Origin of the sequence: Ancylobacter sp., from assembly GCF_965229075.1 — a bacterium.
Classification (GTDB): domain Bacteria; phylum Pseudomonadota; class Alphaproteobacteria; order Rhizobiales; family Xanthobacteraceae; genus Ancylobacter.
The window spans coordinates 2,940,734-2,959,831 of the sequence record NZ_CBDDIO010000002.1; the positions used below are offsets into that span (position 1 = coordinate 2,940,734).

Genomic DNA, 19,098 nt, shown 5'->3' on the forward strand with positions numbered 1-19,098 from the left:
CCGGTGAATGCAGATTCACCGGAACGGCTCTGGCTCTCTGGCTAAACGCAATTCCTGTCGCAAAACCGCAACGCACTTTTGCGGGAATTGCTCTACAAGGCGCCGGAACCGCGTTCCGGGGTCAGCCAGCCGACGCGCACGCGTCCGGCGCCGTCCGTCGCCAGCACCGGGGCGAGGGCGCCGAGCACGCTGCGCAGTTCCTCGGCGAGGGTGAAGGGCGGGTTGACCACGATGAGGCCGCAACCGGTCATCGTATCGGCCTGCCGCACGGCGCGCAGGTCGAACTGGATGTTCAGCGTCTTCGGGATGCCGGCGCGCTCGATCTCGCGGCGGAAGGCATCGACCGCGCGCACATCCTTGATCGGGTACCACAGGAGATAGATGCCGCCCGCCCAGCGCCGATGCGCCTCGGCGAGCCCGTGGGCGAGGCGGTGGAACTCGCCCGGCTCCTCGAAGGGCGGGTCGACCAGCACCACGCCGCGCCGCTCCTTCGGCGGCACATAGGCGCTGAGCGCCTGCCAGCCATCGGTGGCGAGCACCTTGGCGCGGGCGTCGCGGCCGACCGATTCCTCCAGCGCCGCGCGCACACCGGGCTGCGTCTCGCACAGCAGCAGCCGGTCCTGCGGTCGGGTCAGCGCCTGGGCAATGAGCGGGGAGCCGGGATAGCGCGAAAGCGCGTCCGCAAGCGCGGCATCGTCCGCCGCCGGCGGGTTCACCGCCCGCACCGCGTCGAGCCAGGGGGCGAGCAGTTCGGTCACTGCCGGGGTGAAGCGGGCGCGCAGCACGGCGCCGATGCCGCCCTCCCACTCGCCGGTGCGGCGGGCTTCGTCGCCGGTGAGGTCGTAGAGGCCGGCGCCGGCATGGGTGTCGATGACGCGATAGGCGGCATCCTTGTGCCCGAGATAGGCAAGGATGCGCGCGAGCACGACATGTTTGACGACATCGGCGAAATTGCCGGCATGGAAGGCGTGGCGGTAGTTCATTCGGTCCTCTGTGGCGCGTCCTGACGCTCGCGCTGCGGCGGCATCGCCACCCGCTCCGCCCGGCAGGCGCGGCGGTCGACATCCGGGCAGGGGGCGAATTCCAGCGTCCGGCTGAGGCAGATGCGCACTTCGGTCAGCCGGCGGCCGTCGCAGGCCACCGCGATCATGTCCGGCGCCAGGCCCGGATTGGCGGCGCGGAAGCCGGCTTCGACCTCGCCCGGGGAGACTATGCGGTAGTCGTCGAGCCGGCGGAAGGGCTCGGGGATGGTCACCCGCTCATAAGCACGGCGGACGGTGGCGAAATAGGCGGCCGAATCGGTGCCGTCGCAGGTGCCGTGCTTGCGCCACTGGTGCAGCACCAGCCGGCGGCTCGGCATCACGTCGAGCATGGAGCGCAGCAGCGGCTCCGGGAGGAAGGGGGCGGGGGCGACGCAGTTCTCCGGCCAGCCGCGCTTATATTGCGGCCACAACCCGTGGATGACGAAGGCGAAGGGCCGGGCGGTGGCGCATTGCGCCGGCTCGGCGCGGGCGCCCATCGCCTCGCAATAGGAGGGCGACCAGGACAAGGCGAGGACGTAATGGTCGAACTGGCCGGGTTCGCCCTTGGTCTGGGCGCTGGCGGCGAGCGGCGCGAAAAGCAGCGCGGCGAGGGCGAGCCCCGCCGCCCGCGTTCGCCTCACGGACGGGCCATGCGGCAATTCGGGGCGTAGGTCCAGGAGCGGTCGAAGCCTTCCACGCAGAAATCCACGCCCCAGGAGGCGCCGAGGAAGCCGCCATCCTCGATGATCGAGTACCATACCGTGTGGGTGCGCGGCAGGCCGGGCGCCTTGCCATAGGCCTTGCCCACCGGCTGGGCGGCCGCCTTGCCGGTCATGTGGCCGTCATAAGCGCCGCTGCCATAGGCGCCTTCGCTTTCGAAATGCGGCGTGCCCTCGATGCCGGAAATAACGACTTCGGCGCGGCAGTAGCGGCGGGGAATGTACTGCTCGCCCCACGGGCGGAACGCCACCTCGCGCACATCGTCGATGCGGTCGATGGTGAGCTTGGAGTTCCAGAAGCGCGATTCGGTGGTGGCGAAGTCGCTCCGGATCTTCGACAGCGCGCCGGGCGTGTCGCAGGCCGGCACATTGCCGCTGTAGTTCGGGCCGGACAGCCAGAAGTTCTTCTCGAAGAAGTTCGCGGCCTCGGCGCTGCCGAGCGAGGCGGCGAGCAGGAAGAGCGCGCCAGCGCCGGCAGCCGTTCGCGCCATCGCCCGCGTCATCCGTCCCTTGGCATGCTTCGTGTCGGCCGGCATCGCGCGTCTCCTACAGAGTCTGCGGCGAAGATGCGTCGCGCCTGCCGCGCGGTCAATGACGGCAAGGCCACACTTCGCCGGATTTGCGCACCGGCTTCAGATGAGGCGGATGACATAGTGCTTGCGGGTGGTCTCGACGACTTCCCACACGCCCTTGAAGCCCGGCCGCAGGGCGAAGGTGTCGCCCGCCTTCACCGTCACCGGCGCCTCGCCATCCTCGTGCAGGATGGAGACGCCTTCGAGGATGGAGCAGAACTCCCATTCCTCATAATCCACCCGCCAGGCGCCAGGGGTGGATTCCCAGATGCCGGCGAACAGCGCGCCATCCGGCAGCGTCTCGGCGTTCCAGGTGCGGTGGCGGGGATCGCCGGAGAGGAGGCGGTCGGCGGGCGGGGCGGTTTCCTCCGGCGCGCCGAGTGTGGCCGGGTCGAAGGAAAGCAGGAACGACATGGAGACCTCGCGGACGGCAGGGGCGGGAGCGGCGCGGCGTGCGACCGGGCCGAAAACAAGAGCGGCGCGGGACATCCTGCGGGATGTGCCGCGCCGTCTCAAGCTGCTTCGATACCCCCCAGCATCGAAGCGAAGGTCTATTCCGCCGGTGCCGGCTGCGGCCCTGCCGCCGTCTGTGCGGCGGGCGCCCCCTCCAGCGCCGCGTATTTGGCGCAGGCGAAGAGGAAGCCGGCAACCAGAAGGTAAGCAAATGCTACCCCCGGTGTCACGCCGAATCCGACACTTTCCCCGTGCATGAAGCCGAAAAAGGTGAGGACGGCGCCGGCGAGCGCGAAGGCGGCGGCATTGACGAACTGCCGTTCGACCACGAACACGCCGATGGCGCCCAGCACCAGGCCGACCAGAATGGCGCCGCCGCCCATCACTTCCAGCCCGTGATAGAGCACGCCGACCGCGCCGAGCTTCTCCAGCCCCAGCGTCGCGGCGGAGGTGCCGGCGACGGCCAGCGAATTGTCGATCAGCAGCTTGGCCCAGGCGGCGAGGTGGGGCGTGAGCGCCAGCACCACGGCGGGGGCGTGTTTGGCCGGCGTGGTCTGGAACGCCTGCGCCCCGATGAGCATGCCGATGTACAGAAGGATCGGCGAGATGGCGACGACGGGGATCAGCGCCAGCAGCAGCGCGATGATGCCGAACCAGGACAGGATGATGACCATCAGCCCGGTGGCGGCGGAATAGCCGATGCGCCCGCCCATCGACTTCCAGCCGGGATGGCCGATATAGACCGCGTTGATGAAGGGGTTGCCCATCAGGCAGCCGATGAGGCTGACCACGCCATCGGCGGTGAGCACGCGGGTGGTGGGGTAATGATCGCCCGCCGCCTCCGCGCTCTCCACATTGTCCATCGCCTCGACGAGATCATAGATGCCGAAGGGGATGGCGGTGACGAGGATGACGCCGAGATAGCTGAAGCCGTGAAACACATGGTCGAACGCCGGCAGCGGCACCGCGAAGCCGAAAGTGGTGAAGGCGGCGCCGACATTGGCGAGGCTCATGCCGCCATAGTTCAGCCCGACGAGATTCGACCCCCAGGCGATGGCCATGCCCACGGCGATGGCGATGAGGCCGGCGGGGATGCCGCGCGGGTATTTCACCCCGCCGAACCAGCTGACCATGATGATGGCGAAGCAGGTGAGGCCGATCACCGGGGTGGCGAAGATCTCGAAGGCGGGGCGCATCGAGATGAAGGCGATGGACACGCCCGCCAGCGTGCCGAGCAGCGCCGCGCGGGGGGTGATCTTGCGGATATAGGGCGCGACGAAGCCGCCGATCATCAGGATGAAGCTCTGGAAGAACACCCAGACCAGCCCCGCCTCCCAGCCCTGGATCGGATCGCCGGTCGCCGCGCCGATCGGCAGCATGATGACGAAGGTGACGACGAACATGTGCGGCACGGAAATGCCGGACGGCAGCGCACAGACATCGTCGCGCCCGGTCTGCTTGGCGAGCTGGTAGCCAAGCCAGGCGTAATAGGCGGTGGAGAGGAACATCATCAGCCCCACCGCCGGCAGGATGCGGCCGAAGACGATGTCGGGCGGCATTTTCAGCACGAACTGCAGCAGGCCGGTCAGCACCAGCATGTTGACGAGAATGTTGGTGCCGAAGCCGAACAGGGCATTCCAGTCGCCGCGCGTCCACAGGGTCGGGCGCATGCCGACGCGGGCGGGTGAGATCGGGGTCATTTCAGTCGCGGACATGCTCGGTATCCCTCGAAGAACGAATGACGGGGACGCGGTGAAAGCGGCGCCGGGCGCCGGAGGCGGCAGGCGGGTTCAGGCGGCGCTGGCGGAGGCCGCCATCGCGGGTGAGGTGTCGAGCGCGGCGAGCAGGGCGGCGGAATCCGACACCCAGCCGAAAATGCCGCCCTGCGCCTTGATCATCTCCAGGCCGACGCGATGGAATTCGGGGATGTAGGAGGCGCAGCAATCGGCCAGCGCCACGCAGCGATAGCCTCGGTCATTGCCCTCGCGAATGGTGGTGTGGACGCAAACCTCGGTGGTGACGCCGGCCACCAGCAGCGTGTCGATGCCCCGGTTCTTCAGCATCAGTTCGAGGTCGGTCTGGTAGAAGGCGCCCTTGCCGGGCTTGTCGAGCACCGGTTCGCCCGGCGCGGGGGCGAGTTCGGCGATGATGTCGTGGCCGGGCTCGCCGCGAATGAGGATGCGCCCCATCGGCCCGGCGCAGCCGATGCGGGCCGTGGGGGAGCCGCGCTCCACCTTGGCCGGCGGCGCGTCCATCATGTCGGGGCGGTGGCCCTCGCGGGTGTGGATGACGAGCAGGCCGGCGGCGCGGGCAGCAGTGAGCACGGCCTTGCACGGCTCCACCGCCGCCTGCAGCCGCGACACGTCATTGCCCAGCGTCTCGCCGAAGCCGCCCGGCTCCAGAAAGTCGCGCTGCATGTCGATGATGATGAGTGCCGCGCGGGCCGGGGCGAAAGCGAGCGGCGCCGGCTCGGCGGCGAAGAGGGGCAGGGGCATCGGCATCTCCGCGATGGAGGAGGGGGTCCGACGGTGCCATGGCGCCGTCACATGCATACATTGAGGTATGCATGTGACGTGCCAATGCTCTTAAATTAATCATTCTGTTCTAACGCATTGAAATAGTGCGGAGTATTTCGAGCTCACTCGGTAGAGCCGAAGATGCCCGCACATGTTTCCGGCATTGCTCCCACGCGGTGCCGAGACCACAGGCACCCGTGCCTCCGTCCGGGGGGCTCGGGCCAGCTGAGGGGAGCGGATGATTGACCTCTAAGGTTGTTAAATTGATACGTTGACAACCTTAAATGGTGTTCTAGTAATTGTCTGTCTTTGGTCGTGGGGGGCGGGCATGCGATACGGGGTATGGACGGCGGCTCTGGTGTGCATCGCCTTGGCCGGGTGCAAACCTACCGGATTGGCGCCGGAGCTGGGAGCGCGGGAAATTCGGCCGCCGCAGACCGGAATCTATGTCGGTTCGCTTTATTACGCGGACGAAGAGCCGACCGGGGAGCTTGGCCGGCCGGTTTCTATTGAGTCCCTGTGCCAGGTCGTCGACCTGAGACCCTTCGAGGTCAGTAACCCGACCGAGGGGCGGGTCGATGCGATCAATATCGCCGACCGGCTGTCGATCGACGCCTCGGCCTCGGGCATTTCCAACGCACTTGCCAGTGTCGGGCTAACCGGTGCCTTCACCAGCTATTTCGACTACAAGATGGTCAATGTGACCAAGTACAGCATCCCTGCGACCGACGCCGACGTCGTGTTCGAGGGGCTCATGGGCCAGAAGCGCTGCCGCGCGTCCGTCGCCTCACGCACCGGGAGCCTCGCCATCTATCAGGTCAAGGCGGTCTATGTCGGTGATATCGTGTTCGAGCGAAAGCGTGGCGCCAGCCTTTCGGCCGATGTCGAGATGAAGCTGAAGGCGGTCCAGCCCAAGATCGCGGCCGCGCTGAAGCGGGAGTACAGCGTCGGCGTCACAGGCCGGGGTGTCGTGTTCTCCTTCGTGCCGATCCCGCGTAACCTGGCCGGCTCCTGATCTTTCCATCCGGGCGAGGCGGCCCCATATTGCGGCCATGGCCAAAGCAGCACGTCCCGGCGGGTTCTCCGAGCGCTCCCAGCGCGCTTTCGAGCCCGCGCAATCCGCCACGCTCGATCCCGCCCTTGCCGAAAAGCTCGGCGTGGCGCCGACCTCGGGCGCCTCCGCCACCGTCGCCGCGCTCTCGGCGCTGATCGAGAGCGGCCGGCCCGAAGTGGACGGCCAGATCTGGGTGCCGCATCGCCCGGCCCGGCCGGAGAAATCCGAAGGCGGCGTCAAATTCGTGCTGAAGTCCGAGTACACGCCCAATGGCGACCAGCCGCAGGCGATCGAGGAACTGTGCGCGGCGGCGCAGCAGGGCGAGCGCGACCAGGTGCTCCTTGGCGTCACCGGCTCGGGCAAGACCTTCACCATGGCCAATGTCATCCAGCGCCTGCAGCGCCCGGCGCTGGTGCTGGCGCCGAACAAGACGCTGGCGGCGCAGCTCTATGGCGAGTTCAAGAGCTTCTTCCCCGACAATGCGGTGGAGTATTTCGTCTCCTATTACGACTACTACCAGCCCGAAGCCTATGTGCCGCGCACCGACACCTTCATCGAGAAGGAATCGTCGATCAACGAACAGATCGACCGCATGCGCCACTCCGCCACGCGCTCGCTGCTGGAGCGCGACGATGTCATCATCGTCGCCTCGGTCTCCTGCATTTACGGTATCGGCTCGGTCGAGACCTATGCCTCGATGACCTTCAAGATCGAGGTGGGGGAGCGCATCGACCAGCGCGCCCTGCTCGCCGATCTCGTGGCGCTGCAATACAAGCGCACCCAGGGCGATTTCGGCCGCGGCACCTTCCGGGTGCGCGGCGACGTGATCGAGATTTTCCCGGCGCATTATGAAGACCGGGCCTGGCGCGTCTCGCTGTTCGGCGACGAGGTGGAGAGCATCCAGGAGTTCGACCCGCTGACGGGTCAGAAGTCGCAGGACCTCAAATTCGTCAAGCTCTACGCCAATTCGCATTATGTGACGCCGCGCCCGACGCTGATTCAGGCGATCCACGGCATCAAGGCCGAGCTGAAAATGCGGCTGGACGAGCTCAACGCCATGGGCCGGCTGCTGGAAGCGCAGCGGCTGGAACAGCGCTGCACCTTCGACATCGAGATGATGGAGGCGACGGGAAGCTGCGCCGGCATCGAGAACTATTCGCGCTGGCTCACCGGCCGCCAGCCGGGCGAGCCGCCGCCGACCCTGTTCGAATATGTGCCCGACAACGCGCTGATCTTCTGCGACGAAAGCCATGTCACCGTGCCGCAGATCGGCGCCATGTATCGCGGCGACTTCCGCCGCAAGGCGACGCTGGCAGAATACGGTTTTCGCCTGCCGAGCTGCATGGACAACCGGCCGCTGCGCTTCGAGGAATGGGAGGCGATGCGCCCGCAGACCGTGCATGTCTCCGCCACCCCCGGCAAATGGGAGATGGAGCGCACGGGCGGCGTGTTCGTGGAACAGGTGATCCGCCCCACCGGCCTGGTCGACCCGGAAGTGGAGGTGCGCCCGGCCCGCACCCAGGTCGACGACCTGCTCGGCGAGGTGCGCGCCACGGCGGCGAAGGGCTACCGCACGCTGGTGACGGTGCTGACCAAGCGCATGGCCGAGGACCTGACGGAATATCTGCACGAGAACGGCATCCGGGTGCGTTACATGCATTCGGACATCGACACCATCGAGCGCATCGAGATCCTGCGCGATCTGCGCCTCGGTGCCTTCGACGTGCTGATCGGCATCAACCTGCTGCGCGAGGGCCTCGACATTCCCGAATGCGGGCTGGTGGCGATCCTCGATGCCGACAAGGAAGGCTTCCTGCGCTCTGAAACCTCGCTGATCCAGACCATCGGCCGCGCGGCGCGAAACGTCGACGGGCGGGTGCTGCTCTATGCCGACAACATCACCGGCTCGATGGAGCGGGCGATGGCGGAAACGCAGCGCCGCCGCGAGAAGCAGATCGCCTGGAACACCGAGAACGGCATCACGCCGGAGACGGTGCGCAAGGCGATCGGCGACATTCTCAACAGCGTCTATGAGCGCGATCATGTGACGGTCGACACCGGCCTCGCCGAGGGCGCGGCCACCTATGGCAACAACCTCGCCACCGTGATCGCCGACATGGAAAAGCGCATGCGCAAGGCGGCGGCCGATCTCGATTTCGAGCAGGCGGCGCGGCTGCGCGACGAGATCAAGCGGCTGCAGGCGACGGAATTGGTGCTCTCCGACGATCCGCTGGCGCGGCAGGACAGCGTGGACGAGCGCACCGGCGGCTATCGCGGCGAGCGCAAATATGGCCGCGCCGCCAATCTGCCGGAGAAGAAGGGCAAAGGCGGCGCGTCCGGCCGGCGCTCCTCGCCGGGCCATGTCTCCTCCGGCCATGAGGCGCGGGCCGACGAGGCGCAGGCGGCCTATGAGCCGGGCGAGCCTTCCATCTTCGGGCCGTCGGGCACGTCGCGCATCGTCAAGCCGTCGCTCGACGATATGGGTCCCGGCACCGACCGGGTGGAACCGCTGCGCGTGGAAGACTGGGTGCGGCCGGAACGGCCGGACCCGATGACCAAGGGCTATCGCAAGGGCGGACGGCGCGCGCCGAAGCGGTGAGGGCGGGCGCTCAGAAGCGCTTCTTCAACCAGATATTGGAATGGCCGGGCGGGTAATCGTCGATCTGTCCGAAGCGCTGATAGCCGTGCCGCGCGTAGAAATCCGGTGCCTGGAAACTATAGGTTTCCAGATGAACCCCGGAGCAGCCGCGCGCGCGGGCCTCTGCCTCGGCGGCGTTCAAAAGGGCGCTGCCGATCCCGCCGCCGCGCGCCTCGGGCGACACCCAGAGCCAGGCGATGTGCATCCAGCCGAAATAGGTGCTGGCCTTGAGGCCGCCTGCCGTAACCCCGGCGTCTTCGCGGGCGATGACCCAAAGCTGCGACGCCCCCAAAGGGCCGCCCCTGGCCTCGTTGAAGATATCGAGGCCACGGTCGATGAGGTCGCGGATCTCGGCGCCCGGATCGGTTTCAAGGGTGATGTTCAACCAGGTCTCCCACTAAAGTCGGCGCTACGGCGCGAGGTGCGGGGGATGGCGTTCCGCCGCTTTCATGCCAACAATACCCCGCACCGCTCATGGGGCACGGGGGAAGACATGAGTTTCACGCAGGCGATTTCCAGCGTTCTCGGCAAGTACGCCACTTTTTCCGGGCGCGCGCCGCGCTCGGAATATTGGTGGTTCGTCGTTTTCCAGATTCTCGTCAACATCGCCACCGGCGTGCTCGACACTGCCTTGTTCGGGGCGCTCTCACTGCTGACCGTCGGCGAGATCGACGCCTTCACCCCGCTGACCACGCTGGCGACGCTCGCCCTGCTGATCCCGTCCATCGCGGTCAGCGTCCGGCGCTTTCACGACATGGACCGCTCCGGCTGGTGGCTGCTGCTGGTGCTCACCGGCATCGGCGCCATCGTCGTGTTTTTCTGGTTCATGGTGCGCGGCACGCGCGGGCCGAACCGTTTCGGGCCCGATCCGCTGGACTTCTGACGCGCATGAAAAAGGGCGGCTCGCGGGCCGCCCTTTCGCTCGTTTCGGATGTGACGCCGTTCAGCCCTGCTGGATGGCGCTCAGCTTCCATTGGCCGCGCGGCGGACGGGCGAAGGTCCAGAATTCCACCGCCTGTTCCAGCCGGTCCGGATCGCCCTGCACGACGCGGCCGGTGGCCTTGTCGAGGGTCACGTCCTTCAGCTCGTAGCGCATGGCGACGGTGGCGTATTCGGTGTCGCCTTCCGACCAGGCTTCCGACAGGTCGCCCTGCAGCAGCTTCACGTCGGTGACGCGGTTCTCCAGCCCGTCACGCGCCAGCTCGTCCAGCTCCTCGCCCATATAGCCCGCCATTTCCGGCGTCAGCAGCGTGGACAGGGCGGTCTTGTCGGCGCGGCTATAGGCGACCTGCACCTCGGTGAGGGTGCGCTCGAACGTGTCGAAGTCCGTGCCTTCCAGCTTGAGCGGCTTGCCACGCGGCGCGGTGCCGAAGCCGGCGCGCGGCGCGGCCGTGCGGCCGCCCATGGCGCCGGGCTGCGGCGCCTGACCGCCGCCATTCATGGCGTCACGGTTCATGGCGTCACGGTTCATGGCCTCGCGGTTCATCGGGTCGGGCCGCGCGCCGCCGGCATAGGAAGGCTGGTTGCGCGAGCGCAGCCAGCCCATGACCAGCCGGACGACGATGAAGATGAGCGCCACCTGCAGCAGCAGGCCGAGAATGCCGGAGAGGCTGCCAAGGCCGGAGAAGAAGCCCGAGCCCATCAGCAGGCCGAAAAGGCCGGCGCCGAGCAGGCCGCCCATCAGCCCGCCCATGAAGCCGCCACGCATGAAGCCACCCGGCTGCGCGCCGGGAGCGCGGGCCGCGGTCGCGGCCTGGTTCTGCGGCGCGGCGGAACGCTGCAGCGGCTGGGCGGTGGGCGCGGTCGGGGTGGGGGCGGGCGTCGAATAGCTGCGCGTGCCACGGCTGCCGAAGCTGCCGCTGCGGCCGGCGCGGGCCTCGGCGAAGTCGGTGGCCACCAGAACGCCGGCGGCGACAAACAGCGCGCCGATCATCAGGCGCAGGGCGAAGGGACGCGAACGCGGGAAAAGCAAGGGCTTGGCCTCTCTCGAAGGGTTTGGTGCGGAGTTGCCGCAACGTCACCCATATGGGAAGAGGCCGCCCGGAATCCAGTCCCTTGGAGCTGCGCCGCTGCCGCGAAGGGCCGTCGGGGCGGAGCGAGCCAGCGCAAAACCGCGCTTTGCGGGCGACACACAATCCTGTGATGAGGCGCCACGGCCGAGGGGCAGGGGCTCATCCGGGATCGAAGCGCGGCGCCGGGGACGGCGTCGCGCGTGGCGGGGTCCGCAAGAAGCGCGGCGTCAGAAGCCGAGCTGCGATTCGATCGCGGCGATCGAACCCACGGGCACGTTCACGGCCTTCTTCTCGCGCGCGTCGGCCGGACGCAGCGGCGAGACGGCGCCGGTGTAGGAAGCCTTGGATTGGGGGGAAGCGAGGGGAGCCTGAACCTCGTTGCGGTTCATGACGGGGGGCATTGTCGTCGTCCTTCCTGATACGCGTTACGCTGTGAATTAAACCCGGCCTCGCGGCCGGCCTTGTCGGGTCAACACGGCTTTTGGCCGGTTGTTTCGAAAAGCACCGCCGCAGGTCGGCGCTTCATGTGCTCTTTATGAACCCTCAACCATGAAGCTTTCCTGAGCATGGCGTTCATCCTGGCGGGGGATTCGTTCACAATCGCGGCGGCTCTGGGGCGAGGCTGAGAAACCTGTGGGTGTGTGGCCCGCAGGCCTCACCTTCCCGTGCGCCCCGGCAGCCGCAGGTAACGCGATCCCGCCCGTGACGGTCTGCCGCCGCGCTGCGCCCCGCCTTGCCGGGGATAAGCGCGCCCGCACGGGTGTCATCGACGGCATGCTAATTGCTAAGTTGTCTACGCCTTAAGGAGTATCGCCATGTCCGTTGCCCTGACCATCGCCCTTTCCGATGCCGAGCCTGAAGCCGATGGCGAACTCGACCTGTCGCTGCGCGAAGACATCCGTATGCTCGGCCGCGTGCTGGGTGACACGCTGCGCGACCAGGAGGGCGAGGCGATCTATGAGCTGGTCGAGCATATCCGCCGCGTCTCCACCCGCTTTCACCGCGAGGAGGATGAGGGCGCAAGGCATGAGCTGGAAGCGATCCTGAGCGATCTCGGCCCGGACCAGACCATCTCCATCGTCCGCGCCTTCTCCTATTTCTCGCATCTCGCCAACATCGCCGAAGACCAGAACGTCATCCGCCGCATGCGCGCGGCGGCGGCCAATGGCAGCGCGGCCGGCCCCGCCACGGTGGCACGGGCGCTGGAGCGGGCGCGCGAGGCCGGCATTTCCACCGACGATCTGCGCGCCTTCTTCACCACCGCGCTGGCGAGCCCCGTGCTGACCGCCCACCCGACCGAGGTGCGCCGCCGCTCTACCCTGACGCATGAGATGAAGGTGGCGGAGCTGCTCGCCGACCGCGCCCGCCGCGACCCGACGCCGGAAGAGCAGGAGATGGCGGCGGCGGAACTGCGCCGGCGCGTGCTGATGCTGTGGCAGACCAACCTGCTGCGCCGCACCAAGCTGACCGTGCTGGACGAGGTGGCGAACGGGCTTTCCTATTACGACTATACCTTCCTGCGTCAGCTGCCGACGCTCTATGCCGCGCTGGAGGACCGGCTGGCGGCGATGGAGGGGCGCACCGGGGAGGCGCCCGAAATTGCCTCCTTCCTGCGCATGGGCAGCTGGATCGGCGGCGACCGCGACGGCAATCCCTTCGTCACCGCCGAGGTGACGCGCGAGACGATGCGTATGCAGTCCGCCCAGGCGGTGCGCTTCTATCTGGAAGAGCTGGACAGCCTCGGCGCCGAACTTTCCATCAGCACCATCCGGGTGAGCGTGTCGAGCGACCTGCTGGCACTGGTCGACGCGTCGCCCGATCTCTCGCCGCACCGGCGCAACGAGCCCTACCGCCTCGCGGTGACCGCCATCGCCTCGCGCCTGCGCGCCACCGCGTTCCGGCTGGAAGTTGCCGATCTCTTGGGCATTACCCAGATGCCGGCGGCCCGGCCCTATGGTTCGGCGGCGGAGTTGCGCGCCGATCTCGACATCATCGACGCCTCGCTCAAGGCGCATAAGTCGGGCGCCATCGCCGGCGGCAAGCTGCGGGCGCTGCGGCGGGCGGTGGATGCGTTCGGCTTCCACCTTGCGGTGCTCGATTCCCGGCAGAACTCCGATGTGCATGAGCGCTGCGTCGCCGAACTGTTCGAAGTCGCCGCGCCCGGCACGAACTACAAGGCGCTGCCGGAGGGCACCCGCGTCGCGCTGCTGCTGCGCGAATTGACCACGGCGCGCCCGCTGACCTCGCCCTTCGCCGCCTATTCCGACGAGACGGTGGGCGAACTCGCCATGCTGCGCACCTGCGCGCGCATCCACGCGATTTACGGGCCGGAGGCGATCCAGACCTGCATCATCTCCAAGGCGGAGAGCGTCTCCGACATGCTGGAGCTGGCGCTGCTGCTGAAGGAGGTCGGCCTGGTCGAGCCTGCCGGCGCCTCGGCAGTGCATATCGTGCCGCTGTTCGAGACCATCGGCGATCTGCGCAACGCCGCCAAGGTGATGGAGCAGATGTTCCGCCTGCCGGAATACCGCAAGCTGGTGGACAGCCGCGGCGGCGTGCAGGAGGTGATGCTCGGCTATTCCGACAGCAACAAGGATGGCGGCTTCCTCACCTCCGGCTGGGAGCTCTACAAGGCCGAGATCGAGCTGATCGAGGTATTCAAGCGCCATGGGGTGCGGCTGCGCCTGTTCCATGGGCGCGGCGGCTCGGTCGGGCGCGGCGGCGGGCCGAGCTACGACGCCATCCTCGCCCAGCCGGGCGGGGCGGTGCAGGGGCAGATCCGCATCACCGAACAGGGCGAGATCATCTCGTCGAAGTACTCGAATCCGGCGGTGGGGCGCGGCAATCTCGAAATCCTCGCGGCGGCGACGATGGAGGCGACGCTGCTCTCCGGCGACGCCATGGCGCCGCGCGAGGAATATCTCACCGTGATGGAAGCGCTTTCCGACGCCGCCTTCGCCGCCTATCGGGCGCTGGTTTACGAGACCCCGCGCTTCGAGGATTATTTCTGGGAATCCACCGTCATCAACGAGATCGCGACCCTGAACATCGGCTCGCGTCCGGCCTCGCGCAAGAAGACGCGGCGGATCGAGGATCTGCGCGCCATTCCCTGGGTGTTCTCCTGGGCGCAGTGCCGGCTGATGCTGCCGGGCTGGTACGGCTTCGGCACGGCGGTGCGCCAGTGGCTGGACGCGCACCCGGACGGCCTGCCGCTGCTGCAGGAGATGTACCGGGAATGGCCGTTCTTCCGCACCCAGCTGTCCAACATGGACATGGTGCTGTCGAAGAGCTCCATCGCCATCGCCTCGCGCTACGCGGCGCTGGTGGAGGATGCGGAACTGCGCGAGAGCATTTTCGGCCGCATCCGCACCGAGCACCAGGGCGCCATCGACGCGCTGCTGGCGATCTCGCAGCAGCCGGCCCTGCTCGGCTCCAACCCGCTGCTGGAACGCTCGATCCGCGCCCGCTTCCCCTATATCGACCCGCTGAACCATGTGCAGGTCGGTCTCTTGCGCAAATACCGCGCCAGCGATACCGACGAGAAGGTGCTGCAAGGCATCCAGCTCACCATTAACGGCATCTCCGCCGGGCTGCGGAACTCGGGATAGACCTCATGGCCTTCGCCTGCACCATTCCGGCCGTCGCGACCCAGCTGGCGGACGATGCGCGCGTGCGCATCACCCGCTGGGATTTCGCGCCGGGCGCCACCACAGGCTGGCACGAGCACGCGATGGACTATGCCATCGTGTTCGTCACCGACGGGCTGATGGAAATCGATGTTGACGGGGTGGTGACGCAAATCGCCATGGCGGCTGGGGCCGCCTATTCGCGCCCCGCCGGCATCCGCCACGATGTGCGCAATGCCGGCGAAGCGCCGATGAGCTTCGTCGAAGTGGAGATGAAATAGGCGCGATGAAATAGGCTGCGGGGCGGGCCGGTTGTAGAGTGCCGGCAGCCGCTATCCCTGCCGGGGTCCGCCATGTATACGCCGCCCGCCTTCCGCGAAGACGACCCCACGGTCCTGCACAGCATCATGCGCGAGGCGCGGCTGGCGACGCTGGTTACCGCCACCGCCGAGGGGCTGATGGCGACGCCGCTGCCGCTGTTTCTCGACGCGGGGGAGGGCGAGCACGGCGTGCTCTATGGCCATCTCGCCCGGGCCAATGGCCAATGGAAGGCGGCGCCGATCGGCGAGGCGCTGGTGCTTTTTTCCGGGCTCGACGCCTACATCACGCCCAGCTGGTACGCGGCCAAGGCCGAGCACGGCAAAGTCGTGCCGACCTGGAATTACGAGGCGGTGCACGCCTATGGCGTGCCCGAGTTCTTCGACGATCCCGCGCGACTGCTGGAGGCGGTGACGCGGCTCACCGCGCTGTATGAGCAGCCGCGCGCCGAGCCCTGGGCGGTGAGCGACGCGCCGGAGGCCTTTGTCGCCGCGCAGCTTCGCGGCATTGTCGGGGTGCGGCTGCCGATTTCCCGCATCGAGGGCAAGCGCAAGATGAGCCAGAACCGCTCCGAGGCCGACCGCGCCGGCGTGGCGGCCGGGCTCGCCGGCAGCGAGCGCCCGGACGAGCGGCGCGTGGCGGACATGATCCCGACGCGGCGTGGCTGAGGTATGTCGGCGGCTGAGGCATCTCGGCGGCGGGAATGTTCTCAGCCCGCTAGCGGCGGCACCGCTTCCGGCGGCAGGTTCGGCGGCACGCGGGCGAGGCGGAAGGCGGCCTTGATCAGCGCCGCATTGTCCGCCGCCTCGCTGCCATCGGGCAGGTGCTTGCCGTCTTCCAGCCCGATGCGCCCGTCGAGCCCGCGCATCAGCGCATCCTGATAGAGCGGCCAGACGGTGGCGTCATAGCCGTGCTGCAGCACCGGCACGTCGAGGCTCGCCCGCGCCAGAAGCTTGCGGATGGCGGCGGCGACGGCAAGCCCCTCCTCAACATCCTGCTCGTTGATCTCGATGAGAATGCGCAGGCATTTCTTCGCCTCGGGCAGCGCGATGTAGCGCTCGGTATCCGCCACCGACCACAGCCCCGCCTCGACGCCGATGCCGCGCGACAGCGCGAGCGCGATCATCTCCGGCGCGTCGTCCTCGATGAGGTTGACCGACACATAGTCCGGCTTCACCTGCCAGGCGTTCACCGCCTTCAGCCGACCCGCGCCGCCGGGGGCGATGCCGGCATGGGTGGACAGGCCGATGGGCACATCCGGCACGCGGGCCCGGATGGCCTCAAGCGCGGCGGCGACGAGGGCGGGGTCCAGCGTCTCGGCGCCGGAAGCGTCGCGCGGGTGCAGGTGCAGTTCACTCGCCCCGGCGGCGACCACGGCGGCGGCGTCCGCCGCAAGCTCGGCGGGGGTGAGCGGCGTATAGGCATGGAAGGCGCGGTCGCGCCCTCCGTTGAGGCAGGCCTGCAGCATCGGCGTCTCCTGGTTTCCTGCCCTTCAACCCGCCACAAAGCCCTTTCGTTTCAAACGTTGGATGGCGCGTTCCAGCGATTGCAAAAATTCCGAGCGGTCGCGCGGGGAGAAGGGGCGGGGCCCGCGTGTGATCTCGCCGGCTTCGCGCAGGTCCGCCATCAGATTGCGGGTGGCGAGCTGCATGCCGATGGAGGCGGCGGTGAAGGGTTTCCCCGTCGGGCCGATGGCTTCCGCGCCCTTGGCGACCACCCGGGCGGCGAGCGGCACGTCGGCGGTGATGACGAGATCGCCTTCTTCCACCCGCTCGACGATCCAGTCATCGGCGACATCCGGCCCGGCGGCGACGATGACGCGCTCGACCTCGGCGTCGCGCGGGATGGCGATCCACGAATTGGCGACCAGAAACACCTTCAGCCGGTGGCGGGCGGCGACGCGATAGGTCTCGTCCTTCACCGGGCAGGCATCGGCGTCGATATAGATGAGGATCGGCTTCGGCAAAGTAGTCCTTGCGGTGCGGTGCGGGAATACAAGAAAGAAGGGCTGCCCGCGAGGGCAGCCCTTCCCATGTCAGACCGCGGTTCGGTCCGGTAACTGCCTAGAAGGGCAGCGCGACGTATCGCATCACGCGGAACGAACCTCAGAAGAGGCAAGCGTCCAGGTCACGGATACCGACGACCGCGGATCAAGACGATCAGACACTGGATCACCTCCTTTCGATTGTTGACGACAACTGAAGCTTAGACCGATTCGTGGAAAGGTCACGCGCTTGTTGCAGTGCGGGGCAGGAATCGGCTGTTCACATCGCGTTACGGCGCGCAATCTTGAGTGCACGGCAGACGGGGAGGGTGCTCACATGAAGCTGTGGCAAGGGCTTATCGCGCTGGTGCTGGCGATCAGCCCGCTACAGGCGCAGCAGGCTTCCGACGTGCGGGCGCCGGAGGCGGCGGGTGCGCTCGCGGCCGCGCCCAAATCCGCCACCGGCACGCGCTGGATGGTGACGGCCGCCAACCCTCTGGCGGCGGAGGCCGGCGCGCAGATGCTGCGCGCGGGCGGCAACGCCGTTGACGCCATGGTCGCGGTTCAACTGATGCTCGGCCTTGTCGAGCCGCAATCCTCCGGCCTCGGCGGTGGCGGCTTCCTGGTCTATTGGGACGCCGCGACCGGCACGCTCACCACCTTTGACGGGCGCGAGAACGCCCCGCGCGCGGCGACGCCGACCCTGTTCCAGAACGCGCAGGGCCAGCCGCTCGCCTTCATGGAAGCGGTGGTCGGCGGGCGCTCGGTCGGCACGCCGGGCACGCCCGCGCTGTTGGAGACGGTGCATCGCCGCTATGGCCAGCTCGGCTGGGAGGCGCTGTTCGCTCCGGCGCTGGAGCGGGCGGAGAACGGCTTTTCCGTCTCGCCCCGCCTCGCCGGGCTGATCGCCGGCGATGTCGACACGCTCGCGCGCGATCCCGCGGCAAAGGCCTACTTCCTCGATGCCGCCGGTGTGCCGCTGACGGCGGGCACGCTGCTGAAGAACCCGGCCTATGCGCAGACGCTGCGCCTGCTGCGCAACAGCGGCGCGGCGGCGTTCTATGACGGCGCGCTGGCAACGGCGATTGTCGCGTCGGTGCGCGGCGCGGCCAATCCCGGCCTGCTGGACGAGGAAGACCTCGCCGATTACCGGGTGAAGGAGCGCGCGCCCGTGTGCGGCGCCTATCGCGGCCTGGAGGTCTGCGGCATGGGCCCGCCAGGGTCCGGCGCACTCACCCTAGGCCAGATTCTTGGACTGCTGGAGCCCTATGATCTGAAGGCGCTCGGCCCGACCTCGCCCGAGGCGTGGCGGCTCATCGCCGATGCCTCGCGCCTCGCCTTCGCCGACCGCGAACGCTACATGGCCGACAGCGACTATGTGCCGATGCCGACCAAGGGGCTGCTGGCGCGCGATTATCTCGCCCAGCGGGCCAAGCTGCTGGCCGGCGACGACGCGCTGCCCGAGGTCGCACCGGGCAATCCGACCTGGGACCACGCCTCGGTGGCGCCGGAGCGGGCGGACGGGTTGGCGCCGGAACTGCCCTCCACCACCCAGATCACCATTGTCGACGCGCAGGGCAACATCGTCTGCATGACCTCGACCATCGAGGCGGGGTTCGGGTCGCGGCTGATGGTGGGCGGCTTCCTGCTCAATAATGAGCTGACCGACTTCTCCTTCCGCTCGCACAAGGACGGTGTGCCGGTGGCCAACCGGGTGGAGCCGGGCAAGCGGCCGCGCTCCTCGATGACGCCGACCATCGTGCTGAAGGAGGGGCGCCCGGTGCTGGCGCTGGGCTCGCCCGGCGGCAGCCAGATCATCGGCTATGTCGCCAAGACGCTGATCGCCCATCTCGACTGGGGCATGAGCCTGCCCGACGCCATCGCCGCGCCGAACGTGCTGGCGCGCTTCGACGCGGTGGAGATCGAGGCGGGAACGGCGGCGGAGGCGCTGGCGCCCGGCCTCGCCGCTCTCGGCTTCAGCGTGAAGACCGGGACGATGACCTCAGGCGTGCAGGCGGTGGCGATCACTCCTGAAGGGCTGCTCGGCGCCGCCGACCCCCGCCGCGAGGGCGTGGCGATCGGGGAGTGAGGGGAGCGGGTCTGATCCTGCCGTCATCCCGGCCAAGCGCAGCGAGCACCGGGATCGCTCGCCAATGTCCGCGTGATCCCGGATCGCGCCTTTGG

The 19,098-nt window shown here is 68.1% G+C and carries 18 protein-coding genes; 7 read left to right on the top strand and 11 right to left on the bottom strand.

Going from position 1 to position 19,098, the window contains the following annotated elements; translation table 11 throughout:
- Positions 1–92: 92 nt before the first annotated feature.
- The 6 genes from ACO07Z_RS19870 to ACO07Z_RS19895 all read right to left on the bottom strand — a co-directional run bounded on the left by ACO07Z_RS19870 (position 93) and on the right by ACO07Z_RS19895 (position 5,267).
- On the bottom strand, positions 93–983 hold the full coding sequence (locus ACO07Z_RS19870; RefSeq protein ID WP_421700289.1) for a 23S rRNA (adenine(2030)-N(6))-methyltransferase RlmJ: 891 nt from the start codon (positions 981–983) through the stop codon (positions 93–95).
- A complete protein-coding gene (locus ACO07Z_RS19875) occupies positions 980–1,663 on the bottom strand; it encodes a ribonuclease T2 family protein (RefSeq protein ID WP_421700290.1) in 684 nt (227 codons plus the stop codon). The genes ACO07Z_RS19870 and ACO07Z_RS19875 overlap by 4 nt, the downstream gene beginning before the upstream one ends.
- On the bottom strand, positions 1,660–2,277 hold the full coding sequence (locus ACO07Z_RS19880) for a hypothetical protein (RefSeq protein WP_421700291.1): 618 nt from the start codon (positions 2,275–2,277) through the stop codon (positions 1,660–1,662). Before ACO07Z_RS19880 ends, ACO07Z_RS19875 begins: the two co-directional genes overlap by 4 nt.
- A gap of 96 nt (positions 2,278–2,373) precedes the next feature.
- Positions 2,374–2,727 (bottom strand): cupin domain-containing protein, encoded by a 354-nt coding sequence (locus ACO07Z_RS19885; protein WP_244375718.1) that lies wholly within the window; start codon positions 2,725–2,727, stop codon positions 2,374–2,376.
- A gap of 137 nt (positions 2,728–2,864) precedes the next feature.
- Positions 2,865–4,481 carry a regulator gene (locus ACO07Z_RS19890; RefSeq protein WP_421700292.1) on the bottom strand — a complete coding sequence of 539 codons (1,617 nt, stop codon included), beginning with the start codon at positions 4,479–4,481 and terminating at the stop codon, positions 2,865–2,867.
- 75 nt (positions 4,482–4,556) lie between these two features.
- Positions 4,557–5,267 (bottom strand): cysteine hydrolase family protein, encoded by a 711-nt coding sequence (locus ACO07Z_RS19895; RefSeq protein WP_421700293.1) that lies wholly within the window; start codon positions 5,265–5,267, stop codon positions 4,557–4,559.
- 409 nt (positions 5,268–5,676) lie between these two features.
- Here ACO07Z_RS19895 and ACO07Z_RS19900 point away from each other — a divergent pair, with 409 nt between their 5' ends.
- Both ACO07Z_RS19900 and uvrB read left to right on the top strand, forming a co-directional pair.
- A complete protein-coding gene (locus ACO07Z_RS19900) occupies positions 5,677–6,297 on the top strand; it encodes a hypothetical protein (RefSeq protein ID WP_421700294.1) in 621 nt (206 codons plus the stop codon).
- A 37-nt stretch (positions 6,298–6,334) separates the two neighbouring features.
- The gene (gene uvrB / locus ACO07Z_RS19905; RefSeq protein WP_421700295.1) at positions 6,335–8,935 is read left to right on the top strand and encodes an excinuclease ABC subunit UvrB; all 2,601 of its coding nucleotides are present in this window, start codon (positions 6,335–6,337) and stop codon (positions 8,933–8,935) included.
- 10 nt (positions 8,936–8,945) lie between these two features.
- Here the strand turns inward: uvrB and ACO07Z_RS19910 are convergent, their stop codons facing one another.
- On the bottom strand, positions 8,946–9,359 hold the full coding sequence (locus tag ACO07Z_RS19910; RefSeq protein WP_421700296.1) for a GNAT family N-acetyltransferase: 414 nt from the start codon (positions 9,357–9,359) through the stop codon (positions 8,946–8,948).
- Between the two features lie 108 nt (positions 9,360–9,467).
- Here ACO07Z_RS19910 and ACO07Z_RS19915 point away from each other — a divergent pair, with 108 nt between their 5' ends.
- A complete protein-coding gene (locus ACO07Z_RS19915) occupies positions 9,468–9,857 on the top strand; it encodes a DUF805 domain-containing protein (protein WP_421700297.1) in 390 nt (129 codons plus the stop codon).
- 60 nt (positions 9,858–9,917) lie between these two features.
- On the opposite strand, the gene ACO07Z_RS19920 is transcribed toward ACO07Z_RS19915, so the two are convergent.
- Together ACO07Z_RS19920 and ACO07Z_RS19925 are read right to left on the bottom strand one after the other, a co-directional pair.
- The gene (locus ACO07Z_RS19920; RefSeq protein ID WP_421700298.1) at positions 9,918–10,946 is read right to left on the bottom strand and encodes a Tim44 domain-containing protein; all 1,029 of its coding nucleotides are present in this window, start codon (positions 10,944–10,946) and stop codon (positions 9,918–9,920) included.
- A 267-nt stretch (positions 10,947–11,213) separates the two neighbouring features.
- Positions 11,214–11,375, bottom strand: coding sequence for a hypothetical protein (locus ACO07Z_RS19925; RefSeq protein WP_307019887.1), 162 nt, complete (start codon positions 11,373–11,375; stop codon positions 11,214–11,216).
- 426 nt (positions 11,376–11,801) lie between these two features.
- Here ACO07Z_RS19925 and ppc point away from each other — a divergent pair, with 426 nt between their 5' ends.
- The 3 genes from ppc (at position 11,802) to ACO07Z_RS19940 (ending at position 15,598) form a co-directional block, all read left to right on the top strand.
- The gene (gene ppc / locus ACO07Z_RS19930) at positions 11,802–14,594 is read left to right on the top strand and encodes a phosphoenolpyruvate carboxylase (RefSeq protein ID WP_421700299.1); all 2,793 of its coding nucleotides are present in this window, start codon (positions 11,802–11,804) and stop codon (positions 14,592–14,594) included.
- A gap of 5 nt (positions 14,595–14,599) precedes the next feature.
- The gene (locus ACO07Z_RS19935; protein WP_421700300.1) at positions 14,600–14,893 is read left to right on the top strand and encodes a cupin domain-containing protein; all 294 of its coding nucleotides are present in this window, start codon (positions 14,600–14,602) and stop codon (positions 14,891–14,893) included.
- A gap of 72 nt (positions 14,894–14,965) precedes the next feature.
- Positions 14,966–15,598, top strand: a complete 633-nt coding sequence (locus tag ACO07Z_RS19940) for an FMN-binding negative transcriptional regulator (protein WP_421700301.1) — start codon at positions 14,966–14,968, stop codon at positions 15,596–15,598.
- A gap of 41 nt (positions 15,599–15,639) precedes the next feature.
- On the opposite strand, the gene ACO07Z_RS19945 is transcribed toward ACO07Z_RS19940, so the two are convergent.
- Together ACO07Z_RS19945 and ACO07Z_RS19950 are read right to left on the bottom strand one after the other, a co-directional pair.
- Positions 15,640–16,398: a 3-keto-5-aminohexanoate cleavage protein gene (locus ACO07Z_RS19945; protein ID WP_421700302.1), complete on the bottom strand. Its 759-nt coding sequence runs from the start codon at positions 16,396–16,398 to the stop codon at positions 15,640–15,642.
- A gap of 24 nt (positions 16,399–16,422) precedes the next feature.
- On the bottom strand, positions 16,423–16,896 hold the full coding sequence (locus tag ACO07Z_RS19950) for a YaiI/YqxD family protein (RefSeq protein ID WP_421700303.1): 474 nt from the start codon (positions 16,894–16,896) through the stop codon (positions 16,423–16,425).
- A 355-nt stretch (positions 16,897–17,251) separates the two neighbouring features.
- Between ACO07Z_RS19950 and ggt the strand changes: the two genes are divergently transcribed.
- A complete protein-coding gene (gene ggt / locus ACO07Z_RS19955; RefSeq protein ID WP_421700304.1) occupies positions 17,252–19,003 on the top strand; it encodes a gamma-glutamyltransferase in 1,752 nt (583 codons plus the stop codon).
- Positions 19,004–19,098 lie beyond the last annotated feature (95 nt).